We start from the raw sequence: 17,258 nt of genomic DNA on the forward strand, positions 1-17,258 counted from the left end.
TCACCGAAGGTGACGACGAGTTTGCTCTTGTCCGTCATTGATCTTGAGGATGTCTGTGGTGCAGCCCGGAGGGGTTGCGCTTGTTCGTGCGCGTCATCACCGTGAGGACGTTGCTGCAGGCAGCGGCCCTCCCGGTGTTCCTTTGGCCAGGCGCTCGGGAGGGCCGCTTCGGTGCGGAGGCACCTTGGTGATGACGGTAAACGACGACCCGGCTGGGGTCGAACGGCAGCTCGGGGCGGGTGGGCTGTGTTGTCCGGGTTGTCAGGGCCGGTTGACCGGGTGGGGGTGGGCGAGGCGGCGTCTGATCCGGGGTGAGGCGGGCCGGCGGTGGCTGGTGCGGCCGCGGCGTACTCGCTGCTCGGGCTGCGCGGCGACGCATGTGCTGTTGCCGGTCGGTGTGCTGGTGCGCCGGGCGGACGAGATCGGCGTGGTCGGTCGGGCCCTGGCCGCGACGGCGTCCGGGCTGGGTGCGCGGCCGGTCGCTGCGGTGGTGGATCGCCCGTTGGGGACGGTGAGGGGCTGGCTGCGCCGGTTCGCGGGCAAGGCTGAGCAGGTCCGGGCCTGGTTCACCGGGCTGCTGGTGGCCGTGGCGGCCGATCCGGTGGTGCCCGGCCCGGCCGCGACGGTGTTCGCCGATGCCGTGGCCGCGATCGAGGCCGCGGCGCGGGCGGTGGCCGACCGGTTCGCGCTACGCATGGTGACGGCGTGGCAGGTCGCCGGCGCGGTGTCCGGTGGCCGGTTGTTGTCGCCGGACTGGCCACCGGATCGGCCGCTGGAGTGGATCAACACGAGTTCGCCCTGGTCGGCGGCCGTGTGACCGGCAACCCTCAACATTTGCCGATCTTCGAGTGTTGAGGAGGCTGTTGTTGACGACCGTTGATGACGAGGTCCGGGTGCGGGCCGACCGCGCCCGGCAGATTGCGTTGTGGCGCTATCAGTTGATCCGGGAGGCTGCCGACCCGGCGTATTCCACCCGCCAGCGCGGGCGGATGGTGCGCCAGCTCGCCGAGCGGGAGCATCCGGGGCCGTTCGGGACGCCGGTGCGGGTGGCCCGGGCGACCCTGGACCGGTGGATCACGGCGTGGCGGCGGGGCGGGTTCGACGCCCTGGTGCCCAGTCCCCGGCAGGCGACCCCGCGCACTCCGGCCGAGATCCTGGACATGGCTGCGGCACTCAAGCGGGAGAACCCGGGCCGCACCGCGGCGCAGGTGGCCCGAATCCTGCACAAGCATCTGGGCTGGGCGCCGTCGGAGTCCACGGTGCTGCGCCATCTCAACCGGCTCGAACTGGTCGGCCCGGCGCCGCAGACCGTGGTGTTCGGCCGGTTCGAAGCCAGCCACCCCAACGAGTTGTGGGTCGGCGACGCCCTGCACGGCCCGGTCATCGCCGGGCGCAAGACCTACCTGTTCGCGTTCCTCGACGATCACAGCCGGCTGCTGGTCGGGCACCGGTTCGGGTTCGCCGAGGACACCGTGCGCCTCGCGGCCGCGCTGCGCCCGGCCCTGGCTTCGCGCGGAGTGCCCGCCGGGGTCTACGTCGACAACGGCAGCGCGTTCGTCGACGCGTGGCTGCTGCGGGCCTGCGCCAAGCTGGGCATCAAGCTGGTGCACTCCACCCCGGGCCGTCCACAGGGCCGTGGGAAGATCGAACGGTTCTTCCGGCGGGTGCGTGAACAGTTCCTCGTCGAACTGTCCACACCGGACAGTGAACTGCTGGTGCCGGATCTGGTCAGCCTCAACCGGTTGTTCACCGCCTGGGCCGAGACCGAGTACCACCGCCGCACGCATTCGGAGACCGGGCAGACACCCCTGGACCGCTGGCAGGCCGGTGACCCGCCTCGGCTGCCCAGCCCGGCCGCGCTGCGCGAGGCGTTCCTCTGGGAAGCCGCCCGCACGGTTACCAAGACCGGCACCGTCTCCCTGCACGGCAACACCTACCAGGTCGATGGCGGCCTGGCCGGCCGGCGGGTCGAGCTCGTGTTCGACCCGTTCGACCCGACCAGCATCGAGGTCCGGCTGCAGGGCAAGCCGGTCGGGCTGGCCATCCCGCACCGCATTGGCCGACACGCCCACCCCAAGGCCAAACCCGAAACCCCCGACCCGGCACCAGCGGCGTCGGGGATCGGTTACCTCAAGCTCATCGACGCCACCCACCAGGCCGAACTGGCCGACCGGGTCAACTACACCGCCCTGACCGGGCAACGGACCGGCCCCAGCACGCCGACCAGCACGCCCGGAGAGGAGACCACCCGATGATCGACCGTCTGCAAGCACACCACGGCTTCACCCGGATGCCGTTCGGTCGTGACCTGGCACCGGGCATGCTGCACCGGCACGCCGCCCACGCCGAGGCCGTCGCCCGGATCAACTGGTGCGTCGAACAACGCGTCCTCGGCGTCATCACCGGCGAAGTCGGCGCCGGCAAAACCGTCGCCGTCCGCGCCGCCCTCGCCGCCCTCGACCAGGTCCGTCACACCATCATCTACCTCGGCAACCCCACCATCGGCGCCCGCGGCATCCACCACGCCATCGTCACCGCCCTCGGCGGCGTCCCGCACCCACACATGGCCATCCTCGTCCCCCAAGCCGCCGAAGCCCTTGCCGGCGAACACGCCGAACGCGGCCGCACCCCCGTCCTCGTCATCGACGAAGCCCACCTCCTCAACCACGACCAACTCGAAGGCATCCGCATGCTCACCAACCACGACCTCGACCGCTGGTCACCCTTCGCCTGCCTCCTCATCGGCCAACCCACCCTGCGCCGACGCATCAAACTCGGCGTCCTGGCCGCCCTCGACCAGCGCATCGGCCTGCGCTACGCCATGCCCGGCATGACCAGCCAGGAAACCACCGCCTACCTCCGCCATCACCTGCGCCTCGCCGGCCGCGACGACCCCTTGTTCTCCGACGACGCCGCAACCGCGATCCACCAATCCAGCCGCGGCTACCCCCGCGCCGTCAACAACCTCGCCGTCCAAGCCCTCATCGCCGCGTTCGCCGACGGCAAAGCCATCGTCGACGAATCCTCCACCCGCGCCGCGATCAGCGAAGTCATGACCGAATAGCCCGATCCGGCACCGCGAGCATGACAACATCACCACGATCAGCAGCACGTCACCGCGATGACCAACGCCCCGCCCAGCAACCGCTGGCGGGGCGTTTCTCTGCCCGCCCGTCCTCACCACGAACGACGGCTACGTCCTCATTGAAAACGCCGGGCAACACCCGGCTGAAGATCGCCACCTGGATCACCGATTTTTACAACCGCCGACGCCGCCACTCCGTCTGCGACGGACGCTCACCGATCGACTACGAGCGATCAACCAGTCGCGCCCTGGAGGACCAGGCCGCATAACCGAGTCCTCCACGATTCCAGGGGATTGACAACGTCGCCCGCGAGGTCTTCCCGCTCATCACCGCAGCGCTACGACCAGCACAAACCGCTACTTGACAAACATAGGGGCGTCATCACGCTCCATCGCCAGCTCGGCATTCTCGCGCCGCAGGCGGGCCAACTCGGCCCGCTCGTCCTCCGGCAACTGCCCTGCCGCGGCCTCCCCGCGGGCCTCACGGTCCTGCTTCACCCAGTTGGCCAGGGTGCCGCTGTTGATCTCCAGGTCGCGCGCCACCTGCGCGATCGATTTACCCGCTTCCCGCACAATCCGGACCGCTCCCTGGCGGAACTCCGGATGGAACCGACGTCTCGTCTCAGCCATGAACCTCAATCCTCAAGTCCTGGCCTCCACGTTACGAGGGGAACCACAAGCTCAGCATTCGAGTAGGGTGGTCGCTACGTTGTTGAGAGCAGTCCGGAGTTGTGGGGAAGCCGCCGCTGTGAAGTTCCACCTGCGGACCGGACACCCTGAAACCAGACAGTTGGTCTGGGGAAGGATGTCCTGGTGCCCCGTCCATCGAAGTACCCCGAGGAGTTCCGCCGGGATGCGGTCGAGTTGGTCCGCTCGTCGCCTGGCCGGACGATTCGTGAGATCGGCCGAGAGCTCGGCGTGAACCACGAGACCCTGCGTAACTGGGTGAACGTCGCCAAGCGGGCTGAGCAGGCCGGCGCGGGCGGCGGGGGCAGCTCCGAGCGCGGCGGGCAGGTCAGCGCGGATGAGCGGGAGGAGCTGCGCCGGTTGCGGAAGAAGGTCGCTGAGCTGGAGCTGGAGAAGGAGATTCTCCGTAAGGCGGCTCAGTATTTTGCGAAGGAGTAGTCCGGGCGCTGCGCGCCTCCCCGCGGGGAGAAAATGGTGGGCCGCCCGGCGACGTCGTTCCATCGTGGTGCTGCGCGCCCGAGAAGGAGTATGACGCTGGGTGCCCGCGTGACAGGCTCCCCGCAGTGTTGCTTCGAGCACGTGAGTCAGATTCTTCGGCCTGTCGGGTGCCCCTGGGCGGTTCGGATGATTCGCGAGTCGGAGGGTGCTGGTGGAGGTCATCGTTGTGCGATGCGCAGGCATCGATGTCGGTAAGCGTGATGTCAAGGCATGTATCCGGGTGCCGGACGCGCACGGCCGTTGGCGGGTCGAGGTGCGCACCTTCACAACGATGACCGGTGATCTGTTGCGGCTGCGGGACTGGCTGGCCGCTGAAGGAATCACCACCGTCGGGATGGAGGCCACCGGAGCGTATTGGAAGCCGCCGTACTACGCGTTGGAAGACGCGTTCGACGTCCAGTTGCTCAACGCAAGGCACCTGCACAACGTGCCGGGGCGCAAGACCGATGTGATCGACGCGGAGTGGATCTGCCGGATGGTGCAGCACGGTCTGGTCCGGCCAAGCTTCGTGCCGCCGGCGCCGATCCGGCAGTTGCGGGATTTGACCCGCTACCGCACCGAGGTCGTGCGGGAACGGGTGCGGGACATCGCGCGGTTGGAGAAGCTGCTGGAAGACGCCGGGATCAAGCTGTCCGCGGTGGTGGCGGATCTGCTCGGCAAGTCCGCCCGGGCGATGCTGGAAGCCATGATCGCGGGGCAACGTGACCCGCAGGTGCTGGCCGACATGGCGCTGCGACGCATGAAGTCCAAACGGGCGCAGCTGGTCGAGGCGCTGACCGGACGGTTCACCGACCACCACGCCTTCCTGGTCCGCGCGATGCTGGACCGCATCGACGCCGCGGCCCTGACCGTGGAGCGGATCTCGGCGCGGATCAGCGACCACATCACGCCGATGCGTCGTCAAGCCGACCTGCTCGCCACGATCCCCGGGATCAGCACCCGCATCGCCGAGGTGGTCATCGCCGAGATCGGTGTCACGATGTCGGTGTTCCCGTCGGCCGGCCATCTGGCCTCGTGGGCAGCGGTGTGTCCAGGTAACAACGAGTCCGCCGGCAAGCAACTGTCCGGCAAGACCCGCAACGGCAACGCCGCGCTGCGAGCCGCGCTCGGTGAGGCCGCGTTGGCGGTCACCCGCACCAAGGACACCTACCTCGCGGCCCGATACAAACGGGTGGCCTCCCGCCGCGGTAAGAAACGCGCGATCGTCGCGGTTCAGCACTCGATGCTGATCGCGATCTGGCACATGCTCACACACGACGTCGCCTACCACGACCTGGGCGCCAACTACTTCACCGAACGCGCCGGCACCGCCAGACAGACCCGACGACTCGTCACCCAACTCAACAACCTCGGCTACACCGTCCGCCTCGACCCCATCGCGGCAGCCTGAGCCGGTGGTCGCGGATATTTTCGAGTCAGATGGGTCGATGATCCACCGCTACCGGTTCATCTCCGGGCACCACGCCACCTATGGCGTCACGCGGCTGTGCCGCGTTCTGGCGGTCGGTCGCAGGCAGGGCTACTACGAGTGGGTCGCTGCCCAGCCCGCCCGTCAGGAGCGTGCTGAGGCCGAGGACGACCTCGCTGCCGAGATCCGCACCATCCACGGCGAGCACAAGGGCTCCTACGGCTCGCCGCGTGTGACGGACGAGCTGCGCCGGCGCGGCCGCCGGGTCAACCGTAAGCGCGTCGAGCGGATCATGCGGGAACGCCGCATCGTCGGCATCACCCGCCGCCGACGGCGGTCGCTGACCAAGCAGGACACGACCGCCGCGCCCGCGCCGGACCTGATCGGCCGCGACTTCACCTCGCCCGCTCCAGGGCACCGCCTCGTCGGCGACATCACCTACCTGCCCACCCAGGAAGGCTGGCTCTACCTGGCCACCACCATCGACCTGTTCAACCGCGAGGTCGTCGGCTACGCGATGGCCGAGCGCATGCGCGCCGACCTCGTGTGCGACGCGGTCGAGCTGGCCCACCGGCGCGGTCTGGTCAAGCCACGGGCCATCTTCCACTCCGACCGCGGCTCCCAGGGCGGTTTCAACCGGTCGTCGCAACACCTTTGATCACGGAGGTGTGCATGGGCCGGAACATGAAGTTGGAGCAGGTGCCGGAGGGGGCGCGGAGGCAGTGGGCGGCGGACCGGGCGCTGCGGGCGCCGATGCGGTCGCCGGGTCGGCCTGAGCCTTCGCGCGCGGTGCAGCGGCAGTTCTGGCGGCTGATCGCGACGGGGGTTACGACGGTCGAGGCGGCGCTTGCCGTTGGCGTGTCGTGGCCGGTTGGGGCGCGGTGGTTTCGTCACGCTGGCGGTATGCCGCCGATCAGCCTGGACGAGCCTTCGGGCCGCTATCTGTCCTTCGCCGAGCGCGAGGAGATCGCGCTGCTGCGGGCGCAGGGCACGGGTGTGCGGGAGATCGGCCGCAGGATCGGGCGCGATGCGGGGACGATCTCGCGTGAGTTGCGGCGCAACGCGGCGACCCGGGCCGGCAGGCAGGAGTATCGGGCCGTGGTGGCGCAGTGGAAGGCGCAGCAGGCGGCCAAGCGCCCGAAGACCGCCAAGCTGGTGTCCAATCCGCGGCTGCGCGAGTACGTGCAGGACCGACTGTCCGGGGCGGTGCGCCGGGCCGGTGGCGAGCTCGTGGCCGGGCCGACGGCTCGGGCCTGGAAGGGACGTAACAAGCCCCGCCGGGAAGACCGTCGTTGGGCCACAGCCTGGAGCCCGGAACAGATCAGCAACCGGTTGAAGCTGGACTTCCCGGATGATGAGTCCATGCGCATCTCGCATGAGGCGATCTACCAATCGCTGTTCATCCAGGGCCGGGGCGCGCTGAAGCGTGAACTGGTCGCGTGTCTGCGCACCGGCCGCGCGTTGCGGGTGCCGCGCGCCCGGGCCCGGCTACGCCGCGACGGTATGGTCACCCCTGAAGCGATGATCAGTCAGCGTCCGGCCGAGGTCGAGGACCGGGCCGTGCCGGGGCACTGGGAAGGTGACCTGATCATCGGGCTGGACAGGTCCGCGATCGGCACCCTCGTGGAACGGACCACCCGCTTCACCATGCTGCTGCACCTGCCCCGCATGGACGGTTGGGGCGTCGAAGCGCGGTCGAAGAACGGCCCGGCCCTGGCCGGGCACGGCGCTGAAGCCGTCCGGGAAGCGATCGCCGCGACGATCACCGCCCTGCCCGAGCAGTTGCGTCGCACGCTCACTTGGGATCGCGGCAAGGAACTCGCCCAGCACGCGAAGCTGACGATCGACACCGGCGTGCAGGTCTACTTCGCCGACCCGCACAGTCCGTGGCAGCGCGGCACGAACGAGAACACCAACGGGCTGCTGCGGCAGTACTTTCCCAAAGGTATGGACCTGGCCCGCTGGAACACCGGCGAACTCGAGGCGGTGGCGGCAACATTGAACAGCCGGCCACGCAAGGCACTCGGGTGGAGGACTCCCGGCGAAGCCCTCAACGACCTGTTATCGTCCACTCAGGACAGTGGTGTTGCAACGACTGGTTGAAACCGGTCAGTACACCTCGACCGAGTTCCGCACCACGCTCAAGTCGCTCCACATGAGAGGGTCGATGGGCCGCGTCGGATCGTGCTACGACAACGCCGTCGCCGAATCGTTCTTCGCGACCCTGAAAGCCGAGATCGGCACCCGGGTCTGGGCCACCCGGGCCGACGCGCGCCGAGCCGTGTTCGCGTACCTTGCCTATTACAACCGCAACCGTCTACATTCGACACTCAGCCACCGAACCCCGTACGAGGCCCGCGTCTGTTACGGTCAGACCACCGCCCTCGCGGCATGAAACCCCGGTGTCCGATCCTGGGGTGGAACTTCACGGTGCGGTGCTTACTCATGTAGTCGCGTTCGTGACGCTGGCTGTTGTGCGCACTCGCGTGAGCGGAAGAGACCGGACGTCTTGCTGGCTACGCAGTCCAGGCTCGGCTGCTGATGCTTGACGACGTCGCTCCGGCCCCTGCCACCTTCGGCCTTGCGGTCGTGCCGCAAGGAGACTGCATCCGGTCGACCCCGGGGTTTATGGTGGCTGCTGAGACCGGTTACGTCGCAGCGGTCGCCGGGTCGGCGGCCATGGCGGACCGGTCTCGCCGCTGACGGCCGGAGGTGCTGGCTGCCCACTTGGCCGGGTCGTAGGGCTGCTGCGATCGGATCACCGCGAACGCAAGCCGGTGGGCGCGGTGCGCCACGGCGATGGCGGCCACCATCGGCTTCTTCCCCGCGTCGACCAGCCGGCGCTTGTAGGCGGCGAAATCGTTGTGGTGCAAGGCGATCCCGGTGCCCAGGGCGATCATCGCCTGCCGTAACTCGACCGAGCCGACCTTGCTGATCTTCACCTTGGCGGTGCGCCGTCCAGCCGACTCGTAGCTGGTGGGGGCCAGACCGGAGTAGCGGTAGGCCGCGCCGGCGTTGGCGAACCGGGCGGGATCGCCCAGGGCTGCGCCGTAGTAGGAGGCGGTGAGTGTCCCGACGCCGGGTATCGAGGTCAGCACCCCGGCGGGTGTGTCGGGCAGCAGCTGCGCCAGGCGCTGGTCGCAGGCGGCCAGGTCGCGTTGCAGGGCGTCGAACACCTCGACCTCCGCGGCGAGCAGTCGCGCTGCGGCGGCGCGTTGCGCGTCGGGCACGCACATCGCCTCGCCCGCCGCGGCGATGACCTGGGCCGCTTTCGGGCGGGTCATCCGCACCTGACGGGATCGGGCGTGGTGCACCAGTTCCTCGGCGCTCATGGCGGTCACCCGCGCCGGGTCGGGCAGCGTGGCCAGCAGCATCCGCAACGTCTTGGCCTCCAGGCCGGTGGTGAAACACCCGGTCAGGCCCGGGAACGCCAGATCGGCCAGGGCGTGGACCTGGCTGCCCAACGCCTGCGCGGCGGCCAACTTGCGCCGGCGGTGGGCCACCCATACGACCTGCTCAGCCATCGCGCCGTCCTGGCGGTGCAGCGGCCAGCCCTGCCCCCGCACCAGCAGCTCGACCATAGCCGTGCAGTCCCGCACGTCGGTCTTGACCCGCGCAGCTCCGAGCTGAGCCCTGGCCATCTTGACCTGGTACGGGTTCAACTCGACCACGTCGAACCCGTTGCTGCGTAACGTGGTGGCGAGAGCTTGGTGGTAGTGCCCGGCGGCTTCGATGCCCACCCGCACGCTTTCGGCACCCACCCGCTGCCGCGTAGCGGCGATAGTCGTCACGAGCTTCCCAGCGCCGGAGACGGTGAGGTCGAACTCGAACGGCGCAACGATGATCTGTCCATAGTGGTCAGCGACCAGAGCCACCGCGGTGCGCTTACCGACGTCGACCGGGACCACCAGACAGCGCTGCGGCGCCAGATCACGGATGCGATCCACATAGCCAGCCTGAGCGACACCACCGGCGAAGCTCGCCATATCAACCTCCTTCAGGGGAAAGATCAGCCCACTCTCCCAAAGGAGCGGTCCCGGACCTGGGACCTACTATGAGAACTTGGCGCCCTCACCGCCGTCGCCGGCCCACAACCCCAGGATGTCCCGGGTGCCCTCGACCGTCACGGCCAGGGCGACGTAGATCGGCCGGTTCGCGACCTTCCCGTCCCGGATCTTCACGTGGATCGCGTCGAGGAAGATCGCCGGGTAGACCGGGTCCAGGGGCCGGTTCTGCCACTCCGTCATCCCCTCCACGACCTTGTCGGTGATCGTGGAGATCGTCTGCCGGGACACATCCGCGCCGTACACCTCGGCCAGATGCGCCGACACCTCCCCGGTGGTGAGCCCTTTCGCGGTCAACGAGAGGACCAGATCGTCCACACCGGACAGCCGGCGCTGCCGCTTGCGCACGATCTGCGGCGTGAACGACCCGTCCCGGTCCCGCGGCACGTCGAGCTCGACCGGTCCGGCCTCGGTCAGCACGGTCTTGACCCGCCGACCGTTGCGGGCGTTACCAGAGGACGTGCGGCCCGCACGCACGTGCTTCCCCGAGCCGAGATGCGAGTCCATCTCGCCCTCCAACGCGGCTTCCAGAACCCGCTTCGTCAGCTGCTGCAACAGACCACCCTCACCGACCAGGCTCACCCCTGCGCCCGGGCCTGCCCCGCCAACCGTGCGATCAGGTCATCGTCGACCAACCCGGCCAACCCCACGTCATCGGCCAGCGGCTGCACATTCGCGTCTGCGGTCATCGTCATCTCGGTGTCCTCTTTGTCTGAGTTACACCGTTAAATTTACAGTCCCCGTTTCTGCGCCAGAGCCGTTCGTTCTACAGACCCGTGATCCGTGAACTTGTCCGTTGACGTGTACGTCTTGCGGGTGTGTCACGCCCCTGGCGCTCTGCTGGGGGTTGGGAGGCACGACGGAGGAGGACGCGCGAGTGGGTATCAAGACCACCACTATCAAGAAGGCGGCGGCCGGTGTTGCTGCCGCGGCGGTGGTGACCGGCGTGACGCTGATCGCCACGACAGGGTCGGCTGCCGCGGCGCCGATGGGCAAGGGGCGGGTCATGCTCTGTTCGCAGGGCAGCTACAGCTCCATGTTGTCGTTTCTCTGGCCCGACCCGCCGGGGCCGGCCACGGGCGGGCGGGCCTACACGACCCTGGTCGCGCCGGGGACGTGCGGTGCGTGGAACATCCCGAAGGGATCTGAAACCGTCGAGGTGATGGGCCAGTGGCACACCTCGGTCAACCAGTTCACGCTCGGCGCTCTGCTCGTCAACTCGGACACCAATCCGGGCGTGAAGGTGTACACGTTTGGCGCGACGGGCAACGCCGCCGCGACCGCCGGCTTCAGGTGGACGCGGACCTGACCGCTCCCGCATGAAGCTCGCCCGGCGCGGCGGCGGCCCTCCTCCCCAGGCGGTCGCCGCGCCGGACGGGTGAGCCTCTGCGTTCGACCTCCTGAGCCTTCCGCACATCTGCACAGAGTCCAGGCGCGGGCGCTTCTGGCTGAAACGCGTCCCCGACGGCGCGCTTCGCTGCGGTACCGCATGGGTTCCGGGGCGGCAACGTCCCCTTGGGTGGGCTGGTGCCGGGTTGATGGTGTGCGGGCCGTGACGAGGCTCGGCAGGCGGTGCGGGGACTGGGCCGCCGCACTTCCCCAGCCTGGCAGCACCCATGCCCTGCAACGGATCGACCCCCTCCCCACCATCATGACGCCACCGTCCGTCCCTACCGCAATCGCGGAGGCACTCGACAAGTATCCCGAGGCGGATGCCACGTCCGTGCTGCGGTTGTGGGCGGTTATGCTCGCCGGGCCGGAGCAGGCCAGCGCCGGCGACATTGCCTCCGGTGCCCTGGGCGCGCTCAGTATCAAATCGACGGCCGCCGCTGCCCGTTGCCTGCGGGCGTTGCGGGCCCAGGGGATGGCCGAGGAAGCCGCCCGTGCTGGGCACCGTATCTTCTACCGGGCGGTGTTGCCGCAGGACGATGTTGGACCGACGAGGCTCGGCTGGCGGTGCGGAACTGGGCCGCCGCGCTTTTCCGAGCCCGGCCGCATGTATGCCCTGGAGCGGATCGACGCGCCCGGCGAGGCGATCACTCCTGCAAATCCCGAAGCTTTCAACAGTTCGGTGCACCTTGCCAAACCGTCGCCCCCGCCACCTTCGTCCCTGCCGTCGATGGGCCGTTGCCCCCACCGACCCCACCCGAACGCTGTCGTCAACCGCATCGCCGGCCTGGTCGCCGCCGAGCGGGGTCTCACGCTGCCCACAGCCTGTCCCAGGTCATGCCGTTGCCGGACCGGCCATCGCCGGCACTGGCCGAGTTCCTGTCAGCCACCGACTTGACCTACGCACAGCAGATATACACCGAGCACCATGAGGTGCTGCACCGCGACGACGCGACGCGGTGCAGCACCGCGACATCGCCGCCCGCTCACCCGACGACCAACGCCCGGAAATTTCCAGACGCCGCTGGACCTCGCCCAGGCCGGGCACACCAACCTGGCCTCTCCTACCTGCAAACGCCACAACCAACCGAGCGGCAACTGCTGCTGCGCACCATCCGGCACGACGACGCACCGTCCGACCACCACGCCAAATGCTGACCCCGATACGGCGCCATCGAGATGCCCCAAGCTCAACCTGCGCGATCGGATACCGCAGGCGGGCGCCGGCCCGGCCCAGGTCCAGCCCTTCCGCTGCTGATCACGATCGGCTTCCGGCCTGGATCTGACATCCAGCTCGCCAACTGACCAACCGCAAACTCTGCCGTGCCTCCACCGCAGCGTCGCCGACCCCGGCAGCCGACGTGTGGCTGCCGGGGTCGCGGCCTGCGACGTCCGCCCCGAACCGTTCATCTGCATCAAGACGGCGAACGGGATCCTCGAGACGGGTCGCCGCCTGCTGTCAACGAGTGCACGACTCGGCGACCGGTGTTCCACGACCGCGTTCAACCCTGGTCGCCAGGCGGCGGTGTGCTCGGACGCGGTCCTCTGTCGCCTGCCGACGGCTCCCGGCTGAGCAGGCTGCGGTCGAGCAGGTCGGGCTCGTCCGGGTCCCACGCGGACCGGTTGTCGTCGGCGGGTGAGGGTTCCGGCGCTTCGACGGGCTCCGCCGGGCTTTCGGTACGAGCCCAGCGCCGGACGCGGACCATGAACAGGGCGACGGCACCCAGGGCTACCACCGCGATCACGGCGAGCGCCAGCCAGGCAGTGCCGGTCGAACCACCGTCCTTGCCACCGGGGGAGTTGCCGTCATCGGCCGCTGTTTCGGTCACGGCCGCGGCCGCGTCGATCATGCCCCAGCCGAACTGTGCGTCGGGTGCGCCGCTGCCCATCCGGTTGGCGGTGTGCGTCAGCCGGTCCTTGACCTGGACCGCGGTCAGCTTCGGCTCGGCCGAGCGGACCAGGGCGGCGGCGCCGGCGACCAGGGCGACCGCGTACTGATCGCCGGCGACACCGATCTCTCCGGTGCCGGCGATACCGAGGCTGCGCAGGTCGACCCCCGGGGCGACGACATCGACGAGCCCTTCGGGATAGCGACTGGCGAGTGCACCGGCCGGGTTGACGGCACCGACGAGCAACAGTGCGCCGGTCGATCCGTCGCCGGGCGCCGCCGGCGGAGAGCCCTTGGCGGGTGCGGCGGCGACGACGAGGACGTCATGGCGCAGTGCGAGCGCGATCGCCTCGGCGATGGCCGGGTCAGCGACGTCAAACCCGGCGCCGAGCGCGACGACATCGGCGCCCGCGGCGACTGCGACCTCGAGAGCGGACGCCTTCGCGGCACCGGTCATCGCCGCGCCCGTGTCGTTGACCCGGATCGGCAGGATCTGTGCGGCGGGCGCGACGCCGAGCGGCTGTTCACCTCCTGCGGCGATAAGGCCGGCCATGGCGGTGCCGCTGCCAAGGCAGTCCTGGTCGCCGCGCCCCTTTCCGGTGACGAGATCGGCACCGGAAAGGACCCGATCGCCGAACTGCGGCAGGCTGCCGTCGACACCGGAGTCGACGACGGCGACGGTGACCCCGGTGCCGCGAGCCTTGTCCCAGACGCGACCGGCGTCGACGCGCTCGCGCGCCCAGTCGGTCTTGGGAACGGCGGCGCCGAGGACGCAGCCGTTCGGCCCCGTCGGGTTCGCGGCCGGTGCCGTAGTTTTCGGTGGTACCACCGATGCGCTCGTCGGTGCGGCGGTCGACGGTGCGCTCGTCGGCGGCGGGGTGCTGCCCGTGGGTCTCGTGGGGTCCGCCGCGGGGGCCGTTGGGGCCGCGGTGCCGGGTAGCTGGCCGTAGCGGACGCCGGCGCCGACCGCGTCCCAGGGCAGGACCAGGACCCAGCCGACGCGCAGCTGCCCCGGGTCGGTGAGGACCCCTCCGTCGGGCTGGGTGCGGCCCGCATTGAGGCGGTACAGGTCAGCGGCTCGCTTTTGGTCGCCGAGGAGTCGGTCGGCCAGCCCGGTGAGCGTCTCACTGGGGCTGGCGACGGTGTAGTACAGCACGAACGGCGCCTCGGCAGGCGCTGCCGCGACACGACCCGGCGCCGCCAGCAGCAGCGCCGCCAACAGCGCGGTGAGCAACACGGGCACACCTCGGCGGGTGGTGACCACAGCTTTCCTCCTCCGCGGGCTTGCATGGGACCCCCGGTAGACGGACGTGGCGGCCGCGAGGTTCACGCCCCATGCCGGCGGGCATCGCCGCGACGAACGTTCGACGTTCACGGTGACGAGGAGCGCCTCGACCCATGGGAACGGTGCGCCACCAAACTGACCGACGCCTGCTTCGTGGCAGCGTCCCGGTGTGCGGTAGCAGATCACAGGGCGAGGCCGCCAGCGTCCAGACTGGCGGCCTGCCGCACCGCATCGCATACCGCTGCCTTAAGTAGCGCACAACGAACAGCTGGGTGTCATGTCCCCTGTGCCGCCCCGGCCGCTGTCCCAAAACGGGCGACACGGGGCCCGGGAGAGCCGATGGGGCTGCGCGGAGGCGCGCTGATCCTTACGTGCCACCGACGTTCTGTCATCCATCTCACGACTGGTCGGCGTGCCCGGCACCGCCAGGCACGCCGGCAGCAATCTATCTGTCCGGGGTGGAATGGTTAGCCCCGGTCTTTCGTTACCGCTGATCGTGGTGGCTGAGACGGTTTGTTGATCTTGGTTTGGGTCGGTGGGGTGTGCTGGCGTGCCGAGGTCCCGGCGCGTTGGCCGGTTTCCTCCGTGCGGTGTCGACGCGGTGGGGTGCGGGTGTCAGCCGGTGGGGCGTGGTAGCCCGTTGAGTCGGGTGAACGCGGTGACGAGATCTGTTGCCCAGGGCCAGGTTTCGGCGATTCGTAACCGGGTGCTGCGGGCTGTGCGGGTGATCCGTGCGGCGACGTGCAGGAGCCGGTAGCGCAGCTTCTTCGGTTCGGCGGTGGCGAGGGCCCCGTTGAGGAGGAGCATCTGGGTCCAGGCGAGCAGGTCGATCCCGGTCAGGGCGAGTTGCAGCCAGGCCTGGTTGATGGCGAAGACACGGGAGGGGAACCGGCCGAAGCCGGTGTCCTTGCCGCATCTGATGCGGTCTTCGACGCGGGCGTGGCCGCGGTGGCGGGCCTCGAGGTGCTGCACGGATCTGTTGCCGGGTGGGGTGTCGGTGGCGAATACCTGGTGGCGGAGGCCTTCGACGGTGTCGAACAGGGACAGTTGCGCGCCGGGGTGTGGTTCTTCGCGGCGGACGATGAACCGGGTGCCGGGTGGGTAGCTGTCGTCGGGGACGAGGCCGGTCAGTTCGCAGATGTCGGCGCCGTCGCGGGGTTCGCCGTCGCTGTCGAGGGCCGGGACCCATTGCAGGTGCTGTTTGGCGGTGAGGATGGCTTGGCGGATCGGTTCGGTGATCGCGACGCCGACGGAGAAGCGGGCGTCGACGCCGGTGGCGCGGAGGTCGCGGATGTGGGCGAGGAGCCCTTGGGTGCAGCCGGCGGAGTCCGACCGGATCAGGATCGGGGTGCCGTGCCGCATGTGGTCGGGGATCTGGGTGAGGGCGTCGTCCAGGACGGTGATGTGATCGGCGGTCGTGTTCGACCCGGCGCGGCCCTCACGTAACAGTCCGGACAGCGCTTCGCGGGTGTTGTCCAGGAAGCAGAACAGCGGGTGGTACCCGAAATTCTTCTTCCAGGTCGGGGTCGCGGCTTCTTTCTCGGAGTGGCAGATCACGATGGAGGCGTCCAGGTCGAGGACCAGACCTGGGACGGGTAGGCCGGCGGCGGTGGTCTGTGGCAGGCCGCCGTGTGTGTCGATCCGTTGCGCCCACGCGATCTCGCGTGCCTGGGCTCGCGCGGTGCCGAGCCGGCGCAGCACCGCACTGTCCATGCTGGACAGCAGGCGCCACGCGGTCGGATCGGACGCGACCGGCCCGAACAATGCCGCCTGGTCGCGGAGAACAGCCAGGTCCGAGATCGTTTCACCGCCGTCGGCGAGCATCACCGCCAGGTCGACCGCGATCCGGCCGGGGTCGTGGCCGCCTCGACGCTGCCGCAACCCGGCGAGCGCATCACTGCACGCGACGGTCAGACCGGTCACATCGGCGACGTCGGTGAGTAGGCGCGCACCGGCATGACCGACGACGCCACGACCGTCGGCGGACACCACAACCCTCGGACGCGTTCCGGTACGCTTCACCATGCAGGTGCCCTCCGGACGGATGGATAAGGACCCTCGACAAGTCCTATCTTCCCAGCCCAGGTGTGCCACGAACGTCGATGGAGGTCCTATGTGGACGGTTCCTCTGGAGGCGGTGCTGCGTGGAAGATGAGGGTATTGGCCCCTCGGAGTCGCTCTGTGGGGGGAGGCTTCAAGCCGCCACCTGCTGCGTTGGCTGAAGACCGTCGTGGTGAGCGAGGTGGAAAAGGCGCCGGTTGAGGCGTCAGGCGGGGATCGGGAAGGCGTTGCGTCACAGCCTGCGAAGTGTCGAAAGGGATCTTGGTCGACATCGAAACCGGGGTATCTGAACTGCTTCGGGATGAGTCTGGCGGTCACCCACTTACTGGCCAGGCGGTGTCCGGCATGTAGGCGGCGCGAGCTCGATCTGCGGCTTTCGCGTGGAACGTGGGAAGGCGGAGCCGATACGGCCGTCCGGGGTCGGAACCTGTCAAGTCAACTGAGACAGTTTCTTGATTTTGTTTAGCTTTGTGCTGGTGGAAGGTTGGTCGCCGCCGTGGCGGCGACCTGTTCGAGGGCGTTGTCGTCTGGTTTGTTGATCCATGCCCGTTCCGGGAGGCGGGGCGGCTGTGGACGGCGGCGGCCGAACCGTTCGGGATGCGCGGCCCAGGCGGCGTCGAGGGTGCGTTGCCGCTGTTCACGGATCTGCCCGGCGGTGCCGTGATGGACCGACGCCGGGGTGTGCAGGCCGATCCCGGAGTGTCGGTGTTCGTGGTTGTAGTAGGTGTAGAAGGCTTCGCAGTGCTGCCGGGCGTGCTGGATCGACCCGAACCGGTCCGGGAACGTCGGGTCGTACTTGAGTGTCTTGAAGCTGGCCTCGATGTACGGGTTGTCGTTGGTGTCGGCGCTCACGGAATTCCGGTTCTGGCTCACGAAAAGTGGACCGGTAGCGG

At 69.1% G+C, this 17,258-nt stretch carries 14 protein-coding genes and 2 pseudogenes; 10 read left to right on the plus strand and 6 right to left on the minus strand.

All coding sequences use genetic code 11. From position 1 onward, the window contains the following. Positions 1-190 precede the first annotated feature (190 nt). Genes ACQEVZ_RS40210 through ACQEVZ_RS40220 form a run of 3 tightly spaced genes read left to right on the plus strand, consistent with a single transcriptional unit; the run spans position 191 to position 3,064 of the window. The gene (locus ACQEVZ_RS40210; RefSeq protein WP_433377274.1) at positions 191-817 is read left to right on the plus strand and encodes a DUF6431 domain-containing protein; all 627 of its coding nucleotides are present in this window, start codon (positions 191-193) and stop codon (positions 815-817) included. A gap of 49 nt (positions 818-866) precedes the next feature. After that, complete coding sequence (locus ACQEVZ_RS40215) at positions 867-2,255, plus strand: DDE-type integrase/transposase/recombinase (protein ID WP_433376255.1); 1,389 nt, start codon at positions 867-869, stop codon at positions 2,253-2,255. Next, on the plus strand, positions 2,252-3,064 hold the full coding sequence (locus ACQEVZ_RS40220) for an ExeA family protein (protein WP_433376252.1): 813 nt from the start codon (positions 2,252-2,254) through the stop codon (positions 3,062-3,064). Before ACQEVZ_RS40215 ends, ACQEVZ_RS40220 begins: the two co-directional genes overlap by 4 nt. Before the next feature lie 378 nt (positions 3,065-3,442). Here the strand turns inward: ACQEVZ_RS40220 and ACQEVZ_RS40225 are convergent, their stop codons facing one another. Further along, positions 3,443-3,715, minus strand: coding sequence for a transposase (locus tag ACQEVZ_RS40225; protein WP_433376508.1), 273 nt, complete (start codon positions 3,713-3,715; stop codon positions 3,443-3,445). 183 nt (positions 3,716-3,898) lie between these two features. Here ACQEVZ_RS40225 and ACQEVZ_RS40230 point away from each other — a divergent pair, with 183 nt between their 5' ends. The 5 genes from ACQEVZ_RS40230 (at position 3,899) to ACQEVZ_RS40250 (ending at position 8,073) form a co-directional block, all read left to right on the plus strand. Next, the gene (locus ACQEVZ_RS40230) at positions 3,899-4,210 is read left to right on the plus strand and encodes a transposase (RefSeq protein WP_433376103.1); all 312 of its coding nucleotides are present in this window, start codon (positions 3,899-3,901) and stop codon (positions 4,208-4,210) included. Positions 4,211-4,421: 211 nt separating this feature from the next. Further along, entirely contained in the window at positions 4,422-5,660 is a 1,239-nt protein-coding gene (locus ACQEVZ_RS40235; RefSeq protein WP_433376106.1) for an IS110 family transposase, read from the plus strand. 37 nt (positions 5,661-5,697) lie between these two features. Continuing rightward, positions 5,698-6,336, plus strand: coding sequence for an IS3 family transposase (locus tag ACQEVZ_RS40240; RefSeq protein ID WP_433376109.1), 639 nt, complete (start codon positions 5,698-5,700; stop codon positions 6,334-6,336). Positions 6,337-6,362: 26 nt separating this feature from the next. Continuing rightward, the gene (locus tag ACQEVZ_RS40245) at positions 6,363-7,781 is read left to right on the plus strand and encodes an IS30 family transposase (protein WP_433377241.1); all 1,419 of its coding nucleotides are present in this window, start codon (positions 6,363-6,365) and stop codon (positions 7,779-7,781) included. A 64-nt stretch (positions 7,782-7,845) separates the two neighbouring features. Beyond that, complete coding sequence (locus ACQEVZ_RS40250) at positions 7,846-8,073, plus strand: integrase core domain-containing protein (protein ID WP_433376112.1); 228 nt, start codon at positions 7,846-7,848, stop codon at positions 8,071-8,073. A 253-nt stretch (positions 8,074-8,326) separates the two neighbouring features. Here the strand turns inward: ACQEVZ_RS40250 and ACQEVZ_RS40255 are convergent, their stop codons facing one another. After that, entirely contained in the window at positions 8,327-9,664 is a 1,338-nt protein-coding gene (locus ACQEVZ_RS40255; RefSeq protein WP_433376510.1) for an IS110 family transposase, read from the minus strand. Positions 9,665-9,736: 72 nt separating this feature from the next. After that, a pseudogene (locus tag ACQEVZ_RS40260) lies at positions 9,737-10,431 on the minus strand (IS256 family transposase); the annotation flags it as partial. A gap of 188 nt (positions 10,432-10,619) precedes the next feature. Here ACQEVZ_RS40260 and ACQEVZ_RS40265 point away from each other — a divergent pair. Beyond that, the gene (locus tag ACQEVZ_RS40265) at positions 10,620-11,051 is read left to right on the plus strand and encodes a hypothetical protein (RefSeq protein ID WP_433376513.1); all 432 of its coding nucleotides are present in this window, start codon (positions 10,620-10,622) and stop codon (positions 11,049-11,051) included. Positions 11,052-11,294: 243 nt separating this feature from the next. Beyond that, positions 11,295-12,029, plus strand: a complete 735-nt coding sequence (locus ACQEVZ_RS40270) for a hypothetical protein (protein ID WP_433376516.1) — start codon at positions 11,295-11,297, stop codon at positions 12,027-12,029. 604 nt (positions 12,030-12,633) lie between these two features. Here ACQEVZ_RS40270 and ACQEVZ_RS40275 read toward each other — a convergent pair. The 3 genes and pseudogenes from ACQEVZ_RS40275 to ACQEVZ_RS40285 form a co-directional block, all read right to left on the minus strand. Continuing rightward, positions 12,634-14,256, minus strand: coding sequence for a S8 family serine peptidase (locus tag ACQEVZ_RS40275; protein WP_433376519.1), 1,623 nt, complete (start codon positions 14,254-14,256; stop codon positions 12,634-12,636). 663 nt (positions 14,257-14,919) lie between these two features. Next, positions 14,920-16,329, minus strand: coding sequence for an IS1380 family transposase (locus ACQEVZ_RS40280; RefSeq protein ID WP_433376202.1), 1,410 nt, complete (start codon positions 16,327-16,329; stop codon positions 14,920-14,922). Between the two features lie 498 nt (positions 16,330-16,827). Next, a pseudogene (locus ACQEVZ_RS40285) lies at positions 16,828-17,205 on the minus strand (integrase core domain-containing protein); the annotation flags it as partial. Positions 17,206-17,258 lie beyond the last annotated feature (53 nt).

The sequence above is a fragment of the Dactylosporangium sp. CA-152071 genome (assembly GCF_050936335.1).
Lineage (GTDB): Bacteria > Actinomycetota > Actinomycetes > Mycobacteriales > Micromonosporaceae > Dactylosporangium > Dactylosporangium maewongense.

What these genes read in the sequence shown, in the direction of transcription:
- ACQEVZ_RS40250 (WP_433376112.1), top strand. Translation starts at nt 7,846, where the DNA reads ATGGGCCGCGTCGGATCGTGCTACGACAACGCCGTCGCCGAATCGTTC.
- ACQEVZ_RS40210 (WP_433377274.1), top strand. Translation starts at nt 191, where the DNA reads ATGACGGTAAACGACGACCCGGCTGGGGTCGAACGGCAGCTCGGGGCG.
- ACQEVZ_RS40245 (WP_433377241.1), top strand. Translation starts at nt 6,363, where the DNA reads ATGAAGTTGGAGCAGGTGCCGGAGGGGGCGCGGAGGCAGTGGGCGGCG.
- ACQEVZ_RS40280 (WP_433376202.1), bottom strand. Translation starts at nt 16,329, where the DNA reads ATGGTGAAGCGTACCGGAACGCGTCCGAGGGTTGTGGTGTCCGCCGAC.
- ACQEVZ_RS40255 (WP_433376510.1), bottom strand. Translation starts at nt 9,664, where the DNA reads ATGGCGAGCTTCGCCGGTGGTGTCGCTCAGGCTGGCTATGTGGATCGC.
- ACQEVZ_RS40220 (WP_433376252.1), top strand. Translation starts at nt 2,252, where the DNA reads ATGATCGACCGTCTGCAAGCACACCACGGCTTCACCCGGATGCCGTTC.
- ACQEVZ_RS40240 (WP_433376109.1), top strand. Translation starts at nt 5,698, where the DNA reads ATGATCCACCGCTACCGGTTCATCTCCGGGCACCACGCCACCTATGGC.
- ACQEVZ_RS40225 (WP_433376508.1), bottom strand. Translation starts at nt 3,715, where the DNA reads ATGGCTGAGACGAGACGTCGGTTCCATCCGGAGTTCCGCCAGGGAGCG.